At 65.9% G+C, this 18,726-nt stretch carries 18 protein-coding genes; 6 read left to right on the top strand and 12 right to left on the bottom strand.

All coding sequences use genetic code 11. From position 1 onward, the window contains the following. Positions 1–105 precede the first annotated feature (105 nt). The 3 genes from BM397_RS02695 (at position 106) to BM397_RS02705 (ending at position 2,700) form a co-directional block, all read left to right on the top strand. Positions 106–999, top strand: coding sequence for a PfkB family carbohydrate kinase (locus BM397_RS02695; RefSeq protein ID WP_092421407.1), 894 nt, complete (start codon positions 106–108; stop codon positions 997–999). Further along, positions 996–1,913, top strand: coding sequence for a pseudouridine-5'-phosphate glycosidase (locus BM397_RS02700; RefSeq protein ID WP_092421410.1), 918 nt, complete (start codon positions 996–998; stop codon positions 1,911–1,913). The genes BM397_RS02695 and BM397_RS02700 overlap by 4 nt, the downstream gene beginning before the upstream one ends. Positions 1,914–2,004: 91 nt before the next feature. After that, a complete protein-coding gene (locus tag BM397_RS02705; RefSeq protein WP_092421413.1) occupies positions 2,005–2,700 on the top strand; it encodes a DUF502 domain-containing protein in 696 nt (231 codons plus the stop codon). Positions 2,701–2,715: 15 nt separating this feature from the next. Here BM397_RS02705 and BM397_RS02710 read toward each other — a convergent pair whose 3' ends face one another. The 3 genes from BM397_RS02710 to BM397_RS02720 all read right to left on the bottom strand — a co-directional run bounded on the left by BM397_RS02710 (position 2,716) and on the right by BM397_RS02720 (position 6,294). After that, on the bottom strand, positions 2,716–4,185 hold the full coding sequence (locus BM397_RS02710; RefSeq protein WP_092421416.1) for a UdgX family uracil-DNA binding protein: 1,470 nt from the start codon (positions 4,183–4,185) through the stop codon (positions 2,716–2,718). Then, the gene (locus tag BM397_RS02715) at positions 4,185–5,420 is read right to left on the bottom strand and encodes a putative DNA modification/repair radical SAM protein (protein ID WP_092421419.1); all 1,236 of its coding nucleotides are present in this window, start codon (positions 5,418–5,420) and stop codon (positions 4,185–4,187) included. The genes BM397_RS02710 and BM397_RS02715 overlap by 1 nt, the downstream gene beginning before the upstream one ends. 100 nt (positions 5,421–5,520) lie before the next feature. Then, a complete protein-coding gene (locus BM397_RS02720; RefSeq protein WP_092421423.1) occupies positions 5,521–6,294 on the bottom strand; it encodes a 3-hydroxybutyrate dehydrogenase in 774 nt (257 codons plus the stop codon). 559 nt (positions 6,295–6,853) lie between these two features. Between BM397_RS02720 and BM397_RS02725 the strand changes: the two genes are divergently transcribed. Further along, positions 6,854–8,677: an extracellular solute-binding protein gene (locus BM397_RS02725; RefSeq protein ID WP_092421426.1), complete on the top strand. Its 1,824-nt coding sequence runs from the start codon at positions 6,854–6,856 to the stop codon at positions 8,675–8,677. 44 nt (positions 8,678–8,721) lie between these two features. Beyond that, on the top strand, positions 8,722–8,838 hold the full coding sequence (locus BM397_RS02730) for a lipoprotein (protein ID WP_092421429.1): 117 nt from the start codon (positions 8,722–8,724) through the stop codon (positions 8,836–8,838). 100 nt (positions 8,839–8,938) lie between these two features. Here the strand turns inward: BM397_RS02730 and BM397_RS02735 are convergent, their stop codons facing one another. Continuing rightward, positions 8,939–9,379 carry a potassium channel family protein gene (locus BM397_RS02735; protein WP_092421432.1) on the bottom strand — a complete coding sequence of 147 codons (441 nt, stop codon included), beginning with the start codon at positions 9,377–9,379 and terminating at the stop codon, positions 8,939–8,941. 11 nt (positions 9,380–9,390) lie between these two features. Next, positions 9,391–10,965 (bottom strand): helicase HerA-like domain-containing protein, encoded by a 1,575-nt coding sequence (locus BM397_RS02740; protein WP_092421435.1) that lies wholly within the window; start codon positions 10,963–10,965, stop codon positions 9,391–9,393. Between the two features lie 407 nt (positions 10,966–11,372). Here BM397_RS02740 and BM397_RS02745 point away from each other — a divergent pair, with 407 nt between their 5' ends. Next, positions 11,373–12,047: an invasion associated locus B family protein gene (locus BM397_RS02745; protein ID WP_092421439.1), complete on the top strand. Its 675-nt coding sequence runs from the start codon at positions 11,373–11,375 to the stop codon at positions 12,045–12,047. Positions 12,048–12,152: 105 nt separating this feature from the next. On the opposite strand, the gene lpxB is transcribed toward BM397_RS02745, so the two are convergent. From lpxB to BM397_RS29595, 7 genes are all read right to left on the bottom strand, one after another. Beyond that, a complete protein-coding gene (gene lpxB / locus BM397_RS02750) occupies positions 12,153–13,310 on the bottom strand; it encodes a lipid-A-disaccharide synthase (RefSeq protein WP_092421442.1) in 1,158 nt (385 codons plus the stop codon). After that, on the bottom strand, positions 13,307–14,092 hold the full coding sequence (locus BM397_RS02755) for an LpxI family protein (RefSeq protein ID WP_092421445.1): 786 nt from the start codon (positions 14,090–14,092) through the stop codon (positions 13,307–13,309). The genes lpxB and BM397_RS02755 overlap by 4 nt, the downstream gene beginning before the upstream one ends. Positions 14,093–14,096: 4 nt before the next feature. After that, entirely contained in the window at positions 14,097–14,885 is a 789-nt protein-coding gene (lpxA, locus tag BM397_RS02760; RefSeq protein WP_092421448.1) for an acyl-ACP--UDP-N-acetylglucosamine O-acyltransferase, read from the bottom strand. Next, complete coding sequence (gene fabZ / locus BM397_RS02765) at positions 14,882–15,343, bottom strand: 3-hydroxyacyl-ACP dehydratase FabZ (protein ID WP_092421451.1); 462 nt, start codon at positions 15,341–15,343, stop codon at positions 14,882–14,884. The genes lpxA and fabZ overlap by 4 nt, the downstream gene beginning before the upstream one ends. Before the next feature lie 116 nt (positions 15,344–15,459). Beyond that, entirely contained in the window at positions 15,460–15,996 is a 537-nt protein-coding gene (locus BM397_RS02770; RefSeq protein ID WP_256218715.1) for an OmpH/Skp family outer membrane protein, read from the bottom strand. A 64-nt stretch (positions 15,997–16,060) separates the two neighbouring features. Then, positions 16,061–18,427, bottom strand: a complete 2,367-nt coding sequence (gene bamA / locus BM397_RS02775; RefSeq protein ID WP_425425921.1) for an outer membrane protein assembly factor BamA — start codon at positions 18,425–18,427, stop codon at positions 16,061–16,063. 81 nt (positions 18,428–18,508) lie between these two features. Beyond that, positions 18,509–18,634 carry a hypothetical protein gene (locus tag BM397_RS29595; protein ID WP_256218716.1) on the bottom strand — a complete coding sequence of 42 codons (126 nt, stop codon included), beginning with the start codon at positions 18,632–18,634 and terminating at the stop codon, positions 18,509–18,511. Positions 18,635–18,726 lie beyond the last annotated feature (92 nt).

The raw sequence follows: 18,726 nt of genomic DNA on the forward strand, positions 1-18,726 counted from the left end.
CTTCTATGGTCCTGTATTTCGCGCTTTTTCGCCGATGGCCTAGCAGTGCCGGCAGCATGCATCAATCCTCTTGCCCCGGACCGGTGGCTCGGTCACAAGAACAGCATGAGCAGCACCCCCGATATCCTCTGCATCGGCTCCGTCCTGTGGGACGTGATCGGCCGGTCCGCCAGCCACATGCGCCAGGGATCCGACGTGCCCGGTCGCATCACCCGCCTGCCCGGCGGCGTGGCGATGAACATCGCGATGACCCTGACCCGCTTCGGCCTGACGCCGGGCCTGCTGAGCGCCGTTGGCCAGGATCCCAACGGGCACGAGCTCGTGGATGCCTGCGAGCGACTTGGGTGCATCACGGAATATCTCTATCGTTCCGAGGACTTGCCGACCGACATGTACATGGCGGTCGAAGGTGCGAACGGGCTGATCGCGGCGATTGCGGATGCCCATTCGCTGGAACAATCCGGCGCCCGCATCCTTGCGCCACTGATCGACGGTCCGCTCGGCTCCGCCGAGAACCCCTGGACCGGGCCCGTCGCGCTCGACGGCAATTTGACGCTTGGGCTGCTGGAAGAGATCGTCCGCCTGCCCGCCTTTGCCGCCGCCGACCTGCGCATCGCCCCGGCGAGCCCCGGCAAGGCCGAGCGGCTGACGCCCTTCCTGCGCGCCGGTCGCGGCGTGCTCTACGTGAACCTCGAGGAAGCCGGGCTGCTCTGCATGCAGAGCATCGACAATTCCAGCGATGCCGCGAGCGCCCTGGTGGCACGTGGCGCGTCACGGGCGCTGGTCACCGATGGCGGCAAACCCGCGTCGGATGCCACCTCCGAGGGGGTGATCTCGGAATGCCCGCCCGAGGTGCTTGTCACCCGCGTGACCGGCGCGGGCGACACTTTCATGGCGGCGCATATCGCCGCCGAACTGCGCGGTGCCGACCGTGCCAGCGCGCTGCATGAAGCGCTGGCCGCCGCCGCGACCTACGTATCCGGAGACGTGACTTCATGACCCTCGTGCATCTTTCCGCCCCCGTTGCCGACGCCCTTGCCAAAGGCGCGCCGGTGGTGGCGCTGGAATCGACCATCATCACCCATGGCATGCCCTGGCCGCAGAACCTCGAGATGGCGCGCAAGGTCGAACAGACCATCCGCGACGGTGGGGCCACCCCGGCGACCATCGCGGTGCTCGAGGGCAAGCTCTGTGTCGGGCTCGACGCCGCCCAGCTCGAGGCGCTGGCGCAGACCAAGCACGCGGCGAAACTGTCGCGCGCCGACATGGCGGTCTGCATGGCGCGCGGCGGCACCGGTGCGACCACCGTGGCGGCGACGATGATTGCGGCGCGCTTGGCGGGTATCGAGGTGTTTGCCACCGGTGGCATCGGCGGCGTACATCGCGGCGCCGAGGAGAGTTTCGACATCTCCGCCGACCTGCAGGAGCTGGCGCAGACCCCGGTCACCGTGATTGCCGCCGGGGCCAAGGCCATTCTCGATCTGTCGAAGACCATGGAAGTTCTTGAAACCCTTGGTGTTCCGGTGATCGCCTACGGTCAGGACCAGCTGCCCGCCTTCTGGTCCCGCGAGGCCGGGATCGCAGCACCCTTGCGGCTCGACACGGCCCGCCAGATCGCCGAGGCGCACCGCATGCGCGGCGCGCTCGGCCTTCCCGGCGGCCAACTCGTTGCCAACCCGATCCCCGAGGGGGCGGAGATCCCGCGCGAGACGATGATGCCGATCATCGCCCGCGCCATGGAAGATGCCAACGCTCACGGGATCCACGGCAAGGCCGTGACCCCCTACCTGCTGCAGCGCATCTTCGAGCTGACCGAGGGCCGCTCGCTGGAAAGCAATATCGAGCTGGTGCTGAACAACGCCCGCCTCGGCGCGGCCATCGCGACCGAAATGAGCGCCCTGCCCGTCAAGTAAGCCACGGCTTTGGTCACACGCTCGCGCGCCCATTGTGAAGCGGCGCGCGAGTGCCTAGGTTATTCCGGAAACCTCTTTCTCCGGAACAAGAATGAACACCCCCTTCGACGACAAGCCCCGCCGCCCCGGTATCTTTGCAAAGCTCCGGGCGAGCTTTCTGACCGGGCTGGTGGTCATCGCCCCGGTCGGCCTGACGATCTGGTTGATCTGGACCCTCTTCGGCTGGGTCGATGGCTTCGTGCTGCCGCTGGTGCCGCAGCGCTTCAATCCCGAGGAATACATCGGGATCAACCTGCGCGGCGTGGGCGTGATCTTCTTCCTCGTCTTCACCATTCTCGTCGGCTGGATCGCCAAGGGCCTGATCGGCCGCTCGATGATCCGCTTCGCCGAGACGCTGGTGGACCGCACCCCGGTGGTGCGCTCGATCTACTCGGGCATCAAGCAGATCGCCGAAACGGTCTTTGCCCAGTCCGAGCGCAGCTTCGAGAAGGCCTGCATGGTGCAATACCCGCGCAAGGGCATCTGGGCGATCGGCTTCATCTCGACGCAGGCCAAGGGCGAGATCCTCGCGCGCTCGGACGTGATGGGCGAGCTGATCTCGGTCTTCGTGCCGACGACGCCGAATCCGACTTCGGGCTTCCTGCTCTACTTTCCGGCCGAGGATGTGGTGGAGCTCGACATGAGCATCGAGGACGCGGCCAAGCTTGTGATCTCTGCAGGTCTCGTCTACCCGCCTGAAAAGCCGGGCGACGCGCCCAAGGTCGAAGCGGTGCGCCGCGCCGGGTGATGCCACGGCCCGGGATCACCCGGCTGGAGCATCCGCGCCCGGGCCTGCGTTGATCGCGCCCAGCATCTGCACGGCCCTGCGCAGGTCGCTTTCGAAGAGCGCTTCAGCCGCCGCCCGCTCGGTCTGCGGCAGGCGCAGCAGGTAGGACGGATGGAGGGTGATGAGCACCGGCGTGCCGTCTTGCGTCCGTTCGATCCCGCCGCGCCGCGCGGTAAGCCCGCGCCGGTCGCCGGTCAGGCTTTCCACGGCCGTCGCGCCCATGGCGAGGATCAGTTTCGGTTTCACCGCGCGGCGCTCGAGATCGAGCCACCAGCGGCAGTGTTGCACTTCACCCCGGTTCGGCGCCTGGTGGATCCGCCGCTTGCCGCGCGGGGCGAACTTGAAGTGCTTCACCGCGTTCGTGACATAGGCGGCGCGCCGGTCAAGCCCGGCGCGTGCCGCCACGGCGTCGAAAAGCTGCCCAGCCGGACCGACGAAGGGCCGCCCCTCGAGATCCTCGCGGTCACCGGGCTGTTCGCCGACGATCATCAGCGCCGCGTCCTGTGGGCCTTCGCCGGGGACCGGCTGCGTCGCGTCCTGCCAGAGCGGGCAGCGGCGGCAGCCGGAGAGCCCCGTGCTAAGGTCTGTCAGTTCGCCGCTTGCGGGGTGGCTTCGTTCGGCCGGACCATCGCGCAGCCGCGCGGTGATGCGTTCGGCCCGCTTGGGAGCCAGCGTCGGCGCCGCCTCTGCCATTTCGCGGGCCCGTGCCTGCGCGGTGGCGACCATTTCGGGGATCAGCCGCGTCTCGGGCATGTTGTGCCAGTACTTCTTCGGCATCTCGGCCTGCATCGCCTTCAACTTCACCCGCGCAGGGTTGAAGATATTGCGGAAATAGGTCCGCCAGAGTTCCTCGGTCGCGTCCTCGGGCAGGTCGGGACGGGTGGCACCCGTGGCAAAGCGCAGCGCGCCCCCTTCGAAATGCGCTGAAAGGTCGGGGGTGAAGATCGCCCAGTCCATGTCTCCGAAGCGCTTGACGAAAAACGGTGCGGTCAGCTCGAGGATGTGGTGGGTCGGCTCGAACCAGGCGGCGAAGCTGCGCCGGTTCGCGCCCGGCTGCCCGATCTCGCGGAAGCGGACGAAGGCGGTCATCTTGTGCCGGTCGCGGCTCACCTCCTTGGCCATGCGCGTCAGTTTCTCGACGCGCGGATCGCCGCGGTCTTCCAGCAGGCGCCTGTCCCGACGCAGCGCCCAAAGCATCGCGTAGAGGCGGGCGAAGCGTTCCGGGTCACGATGCCAGACGACCAGACGCGCAAGGTCGACAAAGCCGCGCGGCACCGACACCGCTGCGCCTCCGACGGGCGGCAGCGCCTCGGCAAAGAGGTCGCCATCGCCCTGCCCGCGCTGCCAGAGCAGCTCCTCGGGCGGCACCCCTGCCCCAAGCAGCGCCCGGGCCTCGTCGCGCCAGGCCTCGAAAGTCCCGATCTCAGGCAGTTCGACGCGGCGCATCAGAAGAGCGCGAGCTGCTCGGGCGGCGGCGCAAATCGGGCGCGCAGGTCGGCAACATCGCTCAACGCACGCGGGCGCCAGTCGAGCAGCGTGATGAAGGGCTTGGCCTGCTTGAGGTTCGCCCCCATGCGCCGCAGGTCCTCGTAGCGCAGCGTCCGGTGGCGACGGGTCGAGAGGATCCGGCCGACGGTCTTGGTACCGAGCCCCGGAACGCGCAGCAGCATCTCACGCTCGGCGCGGTTCACGTCGAGCGGAAAGAGATGCCGGTTGGCCAGCGCCCAGGCGAGCTTTGGGTCGACCTCGAGGTCGAGGTTTCCGCCGCTTGTCGCCGAGGCGATCTCGTCGACCTCGAAGCCGTAGAACCGCAGCAGCCAGTCGGCTTGGTAGAGCCGGTGTTCGCGCATCAACGGCGGTTTGATGAGCGGCAGCGCGGCCGAAGCATCGGGGATCGGCGAGAAGGCCGAGTAGTAGACCCGCCGCAGCTTGTAGCCCGAGTAGAGACGCGTGGAGGTACGCAGGATCGTGGTGTCGTCCGCCCCGTCGGCGCCGACGATCATCTGCGTCGATTGACCGGCAGGAGCGAAGCGCGGCGGGCGCTTTCCGGTGAAACTGCGCTCCTTGCCCGCTTCACGCTTGAGCCGGACATCGGCCATGGCGCGGCGGATTTGCGCGGGGTCCTTCTCGGGGGCGTAATCCTTCACCGCGCGGTCGGTGGGCAGTTCGACGTTGATCGACAGACGGTCGGCGTAGAGCCCCGCCTCCTCGATCAGCTCGGGCGCCGCGTCGGGGATGGTCTTGAGGTGGATGTAGCCGCGGAAATGATGTTCGGTGCGCAGCATCCGGGCGATGCGCACCATGTCGGCCATGGTCTCGTCGGGGCTGCGGATGATGCCCGAGGACAGGAACAGCCCCTCGATGTAGTTGCGGCGGTAGAACTCCAGTGTCAGCGTCACGACCTCTTCTGGCGAAAAGCGGGCGCGCGTCACGTTGCTGCTCACCCGGTTTACGCAATAGGCGCAGTCGTAGATGCAGAAATTCGTCATCAGGATCTTCAGCAGGCTGATGCAGCGCCCGTCCGGCGCATAGGCGTGGCAGATCCCAGAGCCGGTGGTCGAGCCGATCCCCTTGCCATCCCGGGAGTCGCGCCGCTGCCCCCCGCTCGAGGCGCAGGAGGCATCGTATTTTGCCGCGTCCGAAAGAACTGCGAGCTTCTGATCGAGAGTCATTCTTGCCATGTGTTCATGATATGTTCACGCGGCTTCCCGATCAATAGAGAGCATGGGCGGGAACACCCGGCTCACGCCGAAGTGTCCCCGCCGCCGGGTCATTTGCGGATCAAAGCGCGGTCCAGCCGCCGTCGACCGAGATCGTCGTGCCGGTGATCTGTGCCGCCGCGTCCGAGCACAGGAAGACCGCCGTGCCGCCGATCTGCTCGGTGGTGGCAAACTCCTTGGAGGGCTGGCGCTCGAGGATGACCTTCTCGATCACCTCTTCCTCGGACATGTTGTACTTGGCCGCGGTGTCGGGGATCTGCGCCTCGACCAGCGGGGTCTTCACGTAGCCGGGGCAGATCGCGTTGCAGGTGATCTGCTCCTTCGCCGTCTCCAGCGCCACGGTCTTGGTCATGCCGACGATGCCGTGCTTGGCAGCGACATAGGCCGACTTGAACGGCGAGGCGGTCAGCCCGTGCGCCGAGGCGACGTTGACCACCCGGCCCCAGCCCGCCTTGCGCATCATCGGCAGCGCCGCGGCGGTGGTGTGGAAGGCGGAATTGAGGTTGATCGCGATGATCGCGTCCCATTTCTCCACCGGGAACTCGTCGATTGGCGAGACGTGCTGGATACCGGCGTTGTTTACCAGGATATCGCAGGCGCCGGCCTTCTCGATCAGCGCGCGGCACTCGTCGCCCTTGGACATGTCGGCCTGGATGTACCGTACCTCCACGCCGAACTCCTTGGCCATGTCGGAGGCCAGCTGGTGATCTTCATCGCGGTCGGTGAAGGAATTGAGCACGACCGACGCCCCTGCCCGCGCCAGTTCGCGTGCGACGCCGAGCCCGATGCCCGAGTTCGATCCGGTGACGACGGCCGTCTTGCCCTTGAGTGACATGCGATAACTCCTCGATTCTTGCGGCACCGATATGGCAGGCCGCCTCCATGGGGAACGGGGCCACCATGCCTCCCGGTTCCCCTCCTGTGCCATTGCTCTGTCATCCCGCGCGAAGCTGCAAGCCCGTGTTCGCAACGTCATCACGGATTCGTAGGGGTCTACCCGGCCTGCCCCCCTAGGCAAGCGGCACGCTCCCCTGTATGGCTCGGCGCACCGTCGCACACTGGCGGAAACGCCTACATCTTCTGTCGCGCAGCGATGCAATTGCAGACGCAATTCGGGCGCGAAAACGTCTCACTTGGCTGGCCGGGATCTCGAATTTTGGCGGCGATGCGGGGCTGGATACCTCCGGAAGGCAGCGCAAAGCCAAAAAAAACGCCGGCACAAGGCCGGCGTTCAGTCATTGAGGCAGGTTTCATACAGGCAAGAAACCTATCGAGCAGTGAATTCTTTATACGCGCTTTGCTGCCGGAGTCCAACCTAAAAGTTTGAAAAGACGTAAAAGCCCCGGTAGGCTCGAAAACCAAGAAAACAAGGGCAGAGCAGGACGGTTTCACCAATGGCCGCGATTCATTTCAGATATTTTCCCGTACGGCCCGCGCTCACCGCGTTGGCGCTGTTTTCGGGATTCGCCGCGAGCGCCGAGCCGATGCACGGCATCGCCATGTACGGCGAGCCAGCCCTGCCCGCGGACTTCGATCACCTGCCCTATGTGAACCCGGATGCGCCCAAGGGGGGCCGCATTGTCACCGGTGAAGTCGGCAGTTTCGACAGCCTCAATCCGCATATCCTCAAGGGCACCGTGCCCTGGCAGCTGCGCTTTCTGGCTTATGAATCGCTCATGGGGCGGAGCTGGGACGAGCCCTTCACGCTCTATTGCCTGATCTGCGAAACCGTCGAGACCTCGCCAGAGCGCGACTGGGTCGAATACACGCTGCGCCCCGAGGCGAAATTCTCCGATGGCACCCCCGTCACGGTCGAGGACGTGATCTGGAGCTTCGAGACCCTCGGCACGGAGGGCCACCCGCGCTACCAGGGCAGTTACAGCCGCATCGAGAGCATCGAGAAGACCGGCGAGCACAGCCTGCGCTTCACCTTCAATGTGGCCGATCGCGAGCTGGCGTTGATCGTCGGCATGCGCCCGATCCTCAAGAAGGCGCAGTGGGAGGGCAAGGACTTCGGCTCATCCGGTCTCGACGTGATCCCGATCACCACCGCGCCCTACGTGGTCGACAGCTTCGAGGCCGGCCGGTACGTCTCGCTCAAGCGAAACCCCGACTACTGGGGCAAGGACGTGCCCTTCATGAAGGGCCAGGCCAACCTCGACGAGGTGCGCATGGAGTTCTTCGGTGACGGCACCGCGATGTTCGAGGCCTTCAAGGCGGGGCTTCTGAACTCCAACCGCGAGTTCAACTCCGAGAAGTGGGAAAGCCAGTACGACTTCCCCGCCATCGAGAGCGGCGAGGTGGTGAAATCGGTGATCCCGCACGGCCGCCCCTCGGGGATGACCGGCTTCGTGATGAACACCCGCCGCCCCGGTTTCGACGACTGGCGCGTGCGCGAGGCGATGATCCAGCTGTTCAATTTCGAGTACATCAACGAGACGTTGACCGGCGGACGACAGCCGCGCATCACCTCATATTTCTCCAACTCAGAGCTCGCCATGAAGCCCGGGCCGGCGGCGGGCCGCGTGGAGGAGCTGCTCGCGCCCTTCGCCGACAGCCTCCTTCCCGGCACGCTCGACGGCTACACCCTGCCCGAAGGCGACGGCTCGGCCCGCAACCGTTCGGGCCTGCGCAAGGCGATGGGGCTGATGGAAGAGGCCGGCTACACCGTCCAGGACGGGGTGATGATGACCCCAGAGGGCCAGCCCTTCCAGTTCGACATCGTGCTGCCGCAGGGCGAGACCGAGGCCGGCTCGATGATCGACATCTACGTGCAGGCGCTGGAGCGGCTCGGCATCAAGGTGCGCGTCGACACGGTGGATTCGGCGCAGTTCAATGCCCGCAGCGCGTCCTTCGATTTCGACATGACCTGGTTCCGCCGCGGCATCTCGCTGTCGCCGGGCAACGAGCAGCGTCTCTACTGGGGCAGCGCCGCCGCCGACCAGGAGGGCTCGCGCAACCTCATGGGAGTTAAGAGCCCAGCGGTCGATGCACTGATCGAGGAATTGCTGACCGCCACCAGCCGCGAAGACTTCCTTGCCGCGACCCATGCGCTTGACCGGGTGCTCACCGCTGGCCGATATGTCATCCCCACATACGAGTGGAATCAGAGCTGGATCGCCCACGCCAAGGAGCTAACTTTCGCCGAGCCGACGCCGGTCTACGGCGATTGGATCGACTGGCAGCCCAACGCCTGGTGGTGGGACGACAAGAACTGAGCCATCCGAAGATCAACAAGACCAACAAACGACGAGCAGACAGCATGAAACGCATTTTCCTTCTCGCCCTTCTGGCCGCCCCCCTCGCCGCCTGCGGCACCATCGACGGCTTCGGCCAGGACGTGTCGCGCGCCTCGCGCACGGTGGACAGCTGGTTCTGATCCCGAGCGCGGCCGTCCGAGCCGTCGCAACGGGCCCACGCTCTGAAGATATCCGGTGAACCCGGGACCTCGGGGCGGCTTCGCCATCCCGGGGCATCGCCTATTCGCGCTCGTTGCCCAGGACCGGATGCAGCCGCGTCAGCACCGCCAGCAGGAAGGCGGTGCTCACCCCGAAGGTCAGCAGACCGGTGATCGCGGCGAAGGTGCCGAAGATCCGCAGCCCCTCGTCCAGCGTGATATCGCCGTAGCCCAGCGTCGTGTAGCTCACCACGGCGAAATAGAAGGCCTCGGGCAAGGTCTCGAAGGCCCCGAGATTTCGAAAGCTCGCCGCCCAGAGCCAGATCTGGAGCGTGTGCGCCAGCACCATGGCGCCGAAAGCGCCGCAGATCAGTGCAAAGAGACGCAGCGGCCCGCTGTTGTCCTCGATCCGCGCGATGGCGCCGAGGAGCCGCGGTGCCACTCGGGCAATGATCCAGAGCTGGAGTCCCGCGCAAAGGAACAACAGTCCGGTCCCCAGCGTGATCTGTACCCACATTCCCATGCCGCGACGGCCTATCGGGCCTTGAACAGGCTGCCGAGGATGCCGCGCACCAGGCGTTTGCCGGTGGTGCCGGAGAGCTCCTTCAAGACCGCCTGCCCCAGCGCCTCGCCGATGCTGTCGGGCGCGCTGTAACGGGTGCTGCGGGACTTGCTCGTGCTGCTCTTTCGCGGCTGCGCGCGTGGCGTAGGGTCGTAGCGCCTGGCCTTGTTGTATTGACGGATCTCCTCGTCGAGCGCCGCCTGAACATCCTCCGCCTTCTCGGCCTCTTCTGCCGCCGTCGCCGCCGCTTCGGCCCGCGCTTGCAGCATCTCGTGAGCAGACTCGCGATCCACCGGCGTGTCGTATTTCCCCTTCAGCGGCGAGGCGTCCATCACCTCGGTGCGCTCGGCATCGGTGATCGGACCGAGCTGCGAGCTCGGCGGGCGCACCAGCGTGCGCTGCACGATCCCCGGTACGCCCTTCTTCTGCAGGAAGGAGGTCACCGCCTCGCCGGTCCCAACCTCGCGGATTGCCGTCTCGGTGTCGAAGGCGGGATTCTCGCGATAGGTCTCGGCGGCCTGTTTCAGCGCCTTGCGGTCGCGCGCGGTGAAGGCACGCAGCGCGTGCTGCACGCGGTTGCCGAGCTGGCCGAGGATGTCCTCTGGGATGTCATCGGGGTTCTGCGTGACGAAATACACCCCTACGCCCTTGGATCGAATCAAGCGCGCCACCTGCTCGACCTTGTCGACCAGTGCCTTGGGAGCATCGTCGAACAGCAGGTGTGCTTCGTCGAAGAAGAACACCAGCTTGGGCTTGTCGGGATCGCCGACCTCGGGCAACTCCTCGAATAGCTCCGACAGCAGCCAGAGCAGAAAGGTCGCGTAGAGACGCGGTGCGCCCATCAGCGCGTCGGCGGCGAGGATGTTCACATGGCCGCGCCCGTCCGGCGCGCAGCGCATCAGGTCCGAAAGCTCCAGCGCCGGCTCGCCGAAGAAGCGCGCGCCGCCTTGGTTCTCTAGCACCAGCAGCCGGCGCTGGATCGCCCCGACAGAGGCAGAGGAGATATTTCCGTAGCGCAGGCTCAGGTCCTTGGCGTTCTGCCCGACCCAGACCAGCAGCGCCTGCAAATCCTTGAGATCGAGCAGTGGCAAGCCCTGCTCGTCCGACAGGCGGAAAGCGATGTTGAGGATGCCCTCCTGCGCCTCGGTCAGCTCGAGCAGGCGCGCCAGCAGCAGCGGTCCCATCTCGGCGACGGTGGTGCGCACCGGATGGCCCTTTGTGCCGAAGAGATCCCAGAACACCGCAGGAAAGCCCGCGTAGGTGAAATCGTCGAAGCCGATCTTGCCATTGCGCTCCATAAACGGCGCATGCAATTCGGCGCTTTCCGATCCGGCGCGGGCGAGACCCGAGAGATCGCCCTTCACGTCCGACAGGAAGACCGGCACCCCCGCGGCGGAGAAACCCTCGGCGAGGATCTGCAGCGTTACGGTCTTGCCGGTGCCCGTGGCCCCCGCGACCAGACCGTGCCGGTTGCCGTACTTCAGGCCAAGATACTGTTTTTCGCCATAGCCTTCGCCACCGCCGCCTACAAAAACATCATCTGTCATGGCGTGCCTCCGCTGCCGTCCGGGATCGAGCATACTATCTTAACTCTTTGCTGCCAGTATCAAATTTGTCCGGAGCAACATGTCCTCTCCTGCTTCGGACTGACTTCCTCCCTGTCTGACTTGCCGCGTCCGTGCTTCGGGCGCGGCCTTTTGCACAAAAGTGTAGCCCTGCCGTTGCAAAGCCTGTTGACCGGTGGTGAAGAGTTTCGTAGCGTCTCGTCAATGACAAAGTCGGCCGGTCCGACAGGGAGCAAGGGAAAGGGGACCTTACGGTCCCTTTTCTCTTTCGTATGAATGACTTTCGCGCTTTTTTGCCATTCCCGTGAAGCATTTGAATTCCGGACTGACACCGCTTTACGTGCATGCTAAGCGGGCAGTGAGGCAAGAATGAATGTTCAGGGGGACCCATGACCAGACCTCTCCAAATCCTGCGCCTTTTGCCGCTCGCCGCCCTGCTGGGTGCGATGCCGGCCTATGCGCAGGACGCAGCGGACACGAGCGATGCGCCCGCCACCGAAGAAGCCACAGGCAGTGAGCAACCCGAAGGCAGCATCGCCGCGGGCGGCCTGTCGCTGGGCGAAGACGCAGACGGTGAAGCACCGGCCGCGCCCGGCCAGGAAAAGCCGGAAACCTATGTGAAGGCCACGCATGGCGCGTGGGAGCTTCAGTGCCTGCGCGCGCCCGAGGGCAGCGACGTCGAAGATCCGTGCCAGATGTACCAGCTTCTGCAGGACGGCGAAGGCAACAACGTCGCCGAGGTGAGCCTGTTCCGTGTCGCCAATGGTGGCCAGGTCGTGGCCGGGGGCACCTTCGTCGTGCCGCTCGAGACGCTGCTCACCCAGAAGCTGACCATCGCCGTCGATGGCGGCCAGGCGAAGCGCTACGATTTCTCCTTCTGCACGCCTGTTGGCTGCTACGCCCGCGTCGGCTTCACCGAGGAAGACGTGAACCGCTTCAAGGCCGGCAAGGGCGCGACGATCTCCATCGTGCCGGCGCTCGCGCCCGACCAGAAGGTCACGGTGGACATGTCGCTCTCGGGCTTCACCGCCGGATACGCAGAGGCCAGCGCGCTGCGCCAGTAAGGGCAGCAAAGCTCTCGCGAGACAAAGAGCCCCGGGCCGCAAGGCGCCGGGGCTTTTCTGTTCTAGGTCGACTTCCCCGACTGCTCCGCCCGATGCGGGGACGGCTCAGCTTTCGCGGATGCCCGCGAGCACTGCCTCGGCGGCGCGCATCCCGGGCGCGGCGCCGCCCTTGCCGAGACGCTCCATGGTCAGCTGCATGGCCTGGGTCTGTTCTTGCGGCGCGTCGAGCACCCGCAGGACCGCGTCGGCGATTGGGTCCGGGCGGCACTTGTCGCCGATATATTCGGGTACGGTGCGGCTCTCGGCCACGAGGTTCACCAGGTTCACCGAATCCACCAGCATCAGCCGACCGATGATCTGCCGCGACAGCCACCCCATGTCGTAGCCGATGACCATGGGCGTGTTCGCCGCGGCCAATTCCAGCGCCACTGTCCCGGAGGCGGCCAGCGCCACGTCGGCGGCGGCAAAGGCGGCGCGTTTCTCGGCCTTGCCCGCCTCGCCCTGGTCGCGCGGGTCGAGCAGGATCGGATCGATCGGCCAACCCGCCACGGTTTGCTTGACAAGGTCCGCCACGGGGGCCGCCATGGGAAGCACGTAGCGCAGATCGGGCCGGGCCTCCTGGATACGGGCCAGCGCCTCGCCGAAGACCGGTCCGAGCCGCGAGACCTCGGAGCGGCGCGAGCCGGGCAGGATCAGGCAGAGCGGCGCGTCTCCGATGCCGTGGCGCAGCCGGAAGCTCGCCTCCTCGGCCTGGCTTGCCTGCGGGTCCGTGACGACAGGGTGGCCGACGAAATCGCAGCGCATCCCGGCGGCTTCCATGTAGGGCGGCTCGAAGGGCAGCAGCGCCAGCACCTGGTCGATGTGTTTCGCCATCTTCGCCGCCCGGCCTGGACGCCAGGCCCAGACCGTTGGCGCGACGTAGTGAACGGTGCGGATGTCGGAGCTTTCCTTCACCAACTTCGCGACGCGCAGCGAGAACTCGGGCAGATCGACGGTGATCAGCACGTCCGGCTTTGCGGCCACCACCGCCTCGGCGGTCTGGCGGATGCGGGCCTTCAGCGCGCCGTAGTGGCGCAGGATCTCGGTGATGCCCATGATCGAGATCTCATCCATGGGAAAGAGGCTTTGCAGGCCCTCTTCGAGCATACGCTCGCCGCCGATGCCCTCGAAGCTCACGTCCGGCACCTGCGCCTTCAGCCCCTGCATGAGCGCGCCGCCCAGCTTGTCACCCGAAGGCTCGCCCGCGATGATGAAGACTTTCATGCGTCCCGCTCCCGTACCCACAGGAACAGCCCTGCGGCATCCAGCATTTCGACGACCGCCGCGCGGTCGATCACCATGACGCCCTGCGCCTCGATGACGATGCCCGCCAGCCCGGCGCGGATCGCGCCGACGGCGGTGTTGGGGCCGATCACCGGCAGGTCGGCGCGGCGCTCCTGACCCGGCTTCGGCGCCTTGTAGAAGATGCCGCCCGGTACAGGCGGCAGCTCGCCCAGCATGGCATCGGTGCCGCGCGCGTCTTCGCGCGCAACGACCTGATTGCCCGAGATCACGCAGCACTGGCCCAGATCCTCGAGACCCTGTCGGTGGCTCACCGCGTCGGCGAGGGTCGCCATATGCGCCGCCTCCTCGCCGGGACGGGCCTTGGTCAGCACACCTGTCTCCGGCAGCAGCGTCGGCGCGGCCTCATGCGCGCCGACCACCTCCAAGCCCGCGTCCTCGAGCAGCCCGATCACGATGCGCAGCGCGCCGTCATCGCCGCGCTTCAAGGCGCGCAGGATCTTCGGCATCAACTGCAGCGTCGGCAGGTCGAGCCGAGACAGCCTGAATTCGGGCCGTCCCACCGCGCCGCACATGCAGACCCGCGTCACCCCCTGCGCCTTGAGCCAGCGCAGGAAGGAGCCGAGCTTCTCGATCCGGAACAGGTGGTCCGCCGCCACCCGGTCCGGCGGCGAGCTTTCCATGGCGCAGATCAGCGCCGGTTCGGGAAGGGCCTCGATCACCGCCAGAGGCAGATCGCCCTGCCCTGCGATCAGCGCCAGCATGGGATCAGCCCGGCGTCAGGAAGTGACGGTCGCTGTCGCCGAGGATGAAGGCGACGATCTCGCGCACATACTCGCTTTCGGTCTCGTCCCCGAGACGCTTGGCGCGCTCGGCAAAGGCTCCCTCGCCCTGCGCCAGCATCTGGAAGGCGGCCCGAAGCGCGGTGATGTCGGAGCGGGCGACGCCGCGGCGCTTGAGGCCGACGAGGTTGAGCCCGTCGAGCTTTCCGCGCGGTGCCTGCACGAGGCCGTAGGGGATCACGTCGTTGGTCACCATGGTGACGGCGCCGATGATCGCGCCCCGGCCGATGCGCACCCATTGGTGCACGCCCGAGAGCCCCCCGACGATCACGTCGTCCTCGATCACGCAATGCCCGGCCAGCGCCGAGTTGTTCACCAGGATCACCCGGTCGCCGACCTGAGCGTCATGCGCAACGTGGCAGCCGGCCATGAAGAGGCCGTCGTCGCCGACCCGGGTCACGCCGCCACCACCGTCGGTGCCGGCGTTCATCGTCACGTGCTCGCGGATGCGGTTGCGCTTGCCGATGACCAGAGCGGTCTTTTCGCCGCGGAACTTGAGGTCCTGCGGGATTTCACCGATCACCGCAAAGGGGAAGATCACTGTGTCTTCGCCGATCTCGGTGCGCCCGGTGACCACCACGTGGCTCTTCAGCTCGACATTCGCCGCCAGCACCACCTCGGGGCCGACGTGGCAGAACGGGCCGATCTTGCAGCCTTCGCCGATCTGCGCGCCCGGCTCGACGTAGGCGCTGGGATGGATCACCGCCTCGGTCACGCCGGCAGGTCCATCATGGCGGTGAACTCGGCCTCGCAGGCCAGCTCGCCATCGACCTCGGCGATGCCCTCGAATTTCCAGACCTTGCCGCCCGGCTTCCCACGCAGGGTCCGGACCTTCATCTTGAGCACGTCGCCCGGAACCACCTTGCGGCGGAACTTGCACTTGTCGATGCCCATGAAATAGACCTTCAGGTCCTTGTCGGCGAGATCGAGTGCGACGCCCACCATGACGGCGGTGGTCTGCGCCATGGCCTCGACGATGGTCACGCCCGGCATGATCGGCAGGCCGGGGAAATGGCCCTGAAAATGCGGCTCGTTCATCGTGACGTTCTTGACGCCCACGGCCGAGCTGGTGCCGTCGATCTCCACGACCTTGTCGACGAGCAGGAACGGGTAGCGATGCGGCAGGATGCGCTGGATCAGCTGGATGTCAGCGCTGAGGAGCGTCTCGGTCATCGTGGGCCTTTCAAAAGGAAAAAGTCGCCCTTCCCCTAGCAATCCCGGCGCGTCGGGGCAAGCGGCGCGGTCGCGGCAACGTCACGCGATGCAACAGGCTGAAACAGCCGGAGTGCTCAGGGCTTGTCCGGCGTGCCGGTCTCGGTGCCATCGGTGAAGTCCGGCATCGGCCCGGGGTCGGGCAAAAGTTCGTTCATCCGGGAGATGGCCGTGTCGGTGATGTCGATTGCACTGGCGGACAGAAAGACCGTGCGCTGATCGAGGATGAGGCTCGCCCCGGCGTCCCGCATCAACTCGGCAAGCACGGGCTCGGCCTTGGCGATGAAGGCGCGCCGCCGCTCCTCGGAGAGATTGCCGAGCGTGCGCGCCTTGCTGTCCTGCTCTTCGCGCAGTTCCTGCACCTTGCTGTCGAAGGCATCCGCGAGCTTGCGGAAGGCGACCGGGTCCATGGTCTTGCGTTTCTCGGTGAGGGACTTCTCCTCGGCACAGAGTTCGGCCTCGATCCGCCGGTTCTCCGCCGCGATCTCGGTTCCGGTCTGTTCGAGCATCTCTGAGATCTGCTTGCCGAAGTCGCTCTCGGCATAGAGCCGGTCTATTTCGACGGTCAGAATCGGGCTTTGCACGATGCCCGGACGCACGGCGTCTTGGGCCACGGCCGGCGTGGCGGCAAGTCCGAGCAGCAGGGTGGCGGCGCGCAGCAGGCTGCGCGCCTTCCGCTCAGAACGTGCTGGACACCGAGAGGCTGAAGTTCTGCTCGTTGTCATTGTCTTCCTTCGACACCGGGGTCGAGAAGTTGAGGCGCAGCGGTCCGAGGACGGAGTCCCAGAAGACCGACACACCGACCGACGACCGCGCGGTGAAATCGCTGTAGAGGATGTCGTTGTCACCGGCTTTCTCGATGGTGTCATCCGAGAGGCCCCAGACCGAGCCGATGTCGTAGAAGACACCGCCACTGATGCCGTACTCCTCGGGCAGACCCAGCGGGAACTCCGCGTCGAAGCGCAGCGCGGCGTAATAGTTGCCGCCCAGCGGGGAATCGATGTCTTCGGCGTCGTTGACTTCGCGCGGGCCGATGCCGGCGTACTCGAAACCGCGCATGATGTTCTCGGTCATCATGTAGCGGTCCGTCACCCGGCTGTCGCCGTCGATGTAGTTGATCGCCCCGGCCTGGAAGGTGGCCCGCAGGGTGATTTCCTCGTTCCAGACCAGCGTCTGGGCAATCGCGCGCACATCGGTCTGCACGAAGTTGTTGTCGCCACCGAGCCCGCCGAAGTCCTGGCCGAACTCCAGAAGGTAGCCACGATCGGGGTCGAGGCCTTCGCGGCGCGTGTCATAGCTGAGCGTGTAGCCCAGCATGTGGTCGTTGCGCGCCTCTTCCTCCGCCTCGGAAATCACCACGTTGCCGACTTCATCCTCGTCGAAGTCGGTGATGTCGGTGTAGCGGTAGGTGTAGCGCAGCCCGAGGCGACCGTTTTCGGAAATCGGGAAGGTCAGGCTGGGACGGAAGATGCCAGTCGCAGTGTCATAGTCGGCGCTGTCGTAGGAGGTCTCGCGGTAGCTCAGCGCAAGGCCGAAGGCCACGTCGCGACCAAGGAAGGCCGGCTCGACGAAGTTGAACGAGTAGGCCTGGTTCGTCGACGCGGTGTTGATGCCGAACGACAGTCGCTGGCCGCGGCCGAGGAAGTTCTGCTCGGCAAAGGAGATCGAGGCCCCGAGGCCGTCGGTGGTCGAGTACGAGCCGCCGAAGCCGATCGAGCCGGTGGGCTGCTCGGTGACGTTCACGTCGACGATCACCTGCTGCGGCGTCGAGCCTTCGCGGGCGTTGACCTGTGCGTCCGAGAAATAGCCGAGCGCACGGATGCGCTCTGCGGTCTCGCGGATCTCGCGCGGGTTGAACGGATCGCCCTCGGCGACATTGAATTCGCGGCGGACCACCTGGTCGAGGGTCGTGGTGTTGCCCTCGATGTCGATGCGCTCGACGAAAATGCGCGGGCCGCGGGTCAGGTTGAAGGTCACGTCCAGCGTCTGCGCGCGGTCGTTGCGGGTGACCTGCGGATCGATGCGGACGAAGTTCAGCCCTTCTCGCGTGGCGAGACGCTCGAGGCGGATGATCTCCTTGTCGACCTCGGCCGGCGAATAGGCCTTGCCCGACTTCAGGCTGATCGCATTGCGGAAGGCCGCGAGATCAACTTCAGGCAACTCGCTTGCGACGCCGATGCGGCCGAAGTTGAACTTCTGCCCTTCCTCGACGTTGAAGGTCAGCACGTAGCTGTCGCGCTCTTGCGAGAGCTCGGAGTTGATGCCGGTGACGCGGAAGTCGACGTAGCCGCGCGAGGCGTAGAAATCCTGCAGCAGCTGGCGGTCGAAGGCGACCCGGTCCTCGATGTAGGTGTCGCTGCGGATCACCGCGCGCAGCAGGCCGGCCTGCTTTGTCTCGATGACGCGGCGCAGGCGTCCGTCGGAGAAGGCCTGGTTGCCGACGAAGCCGATGCGCTCGATCTCGGTGACACCGCCCTCGAAGATTTCGAACACAAGGTCGACGCGGTTGTTCGAGCGGCGGATCAGCTTGGGGGTGACCTGCGCGGCGATGCGGCCCTGCTGCAGGTAGGCGTCGGCGATCGCCTGGGCATCTTGCTCGGCTTGGCGCGGGCTGTAGACGCGGCGGGGCTGGGTCTTGACCAGCGCGGTCAGGTCCTCGTCCTTCAGGCGGCGGTTGCCCTCCATGGCGATGCGGTTGACGGTCGGGAACTCAGTGACCTCGATCACCAGGGTGTTGCCCTGCGGGGTGATCTCGACGGTTTCGAACAGCCCGGATTCGACGATGCGTTGGTAGGCCGCGTTGAGCTCGCCAGCGCTCACCGTCTCGCCGCGGGTGATGCCCGCGTAGCTGAGAATGGTGCCGGATTCGATGCGCTCGTTGCCCTCGATCCTCACCTGGTTGAATGCGTAGGATTGCGCTTGAACCATCTCGGGCAGCGCCGTGAAGGCCATTGCTGCCGCGAGGGAAAGCGCCAGTGCCGAGACACCTGCGCGATGCGCGTAAGATTTGCCGCGGGGCCTGCCCGACTTCTGCCCGATGCTCATGCTCGCTGTCCACTCCGCCGTGTTTTTTTTACGTGAGTAGCGGGTGAAGCTCTTCTTGTCAAAAGACGAAACTGCGACGGGTCAAAGTGTTCCCAGGAAGGCGCCAAAATACAACGCGGCAAAAATCACTGCTCCGAAGAACAGCCGGTCCCAGTTGATCGCCAGCAGCAGCCCAAGGCCGCGATAGCCGTCATGAAAGGTCTGCATCGTATCCCCCGATAGAGACGTAACCAACTGCCGGGCTATTGCTTCATCATGGCGGATTTACGGCGAAAGGCCGGGGAAAATACGATTTCCAC

This window comes from Alloyangia pacifica (genome assembly GCF_900116195.1).
GTDB lineage: Bacteria > Pseudomonadota > Alphaproteobacteria > Rhodobacterales > Rhodobacteraceae > Salipiger > Salipiger pacificus.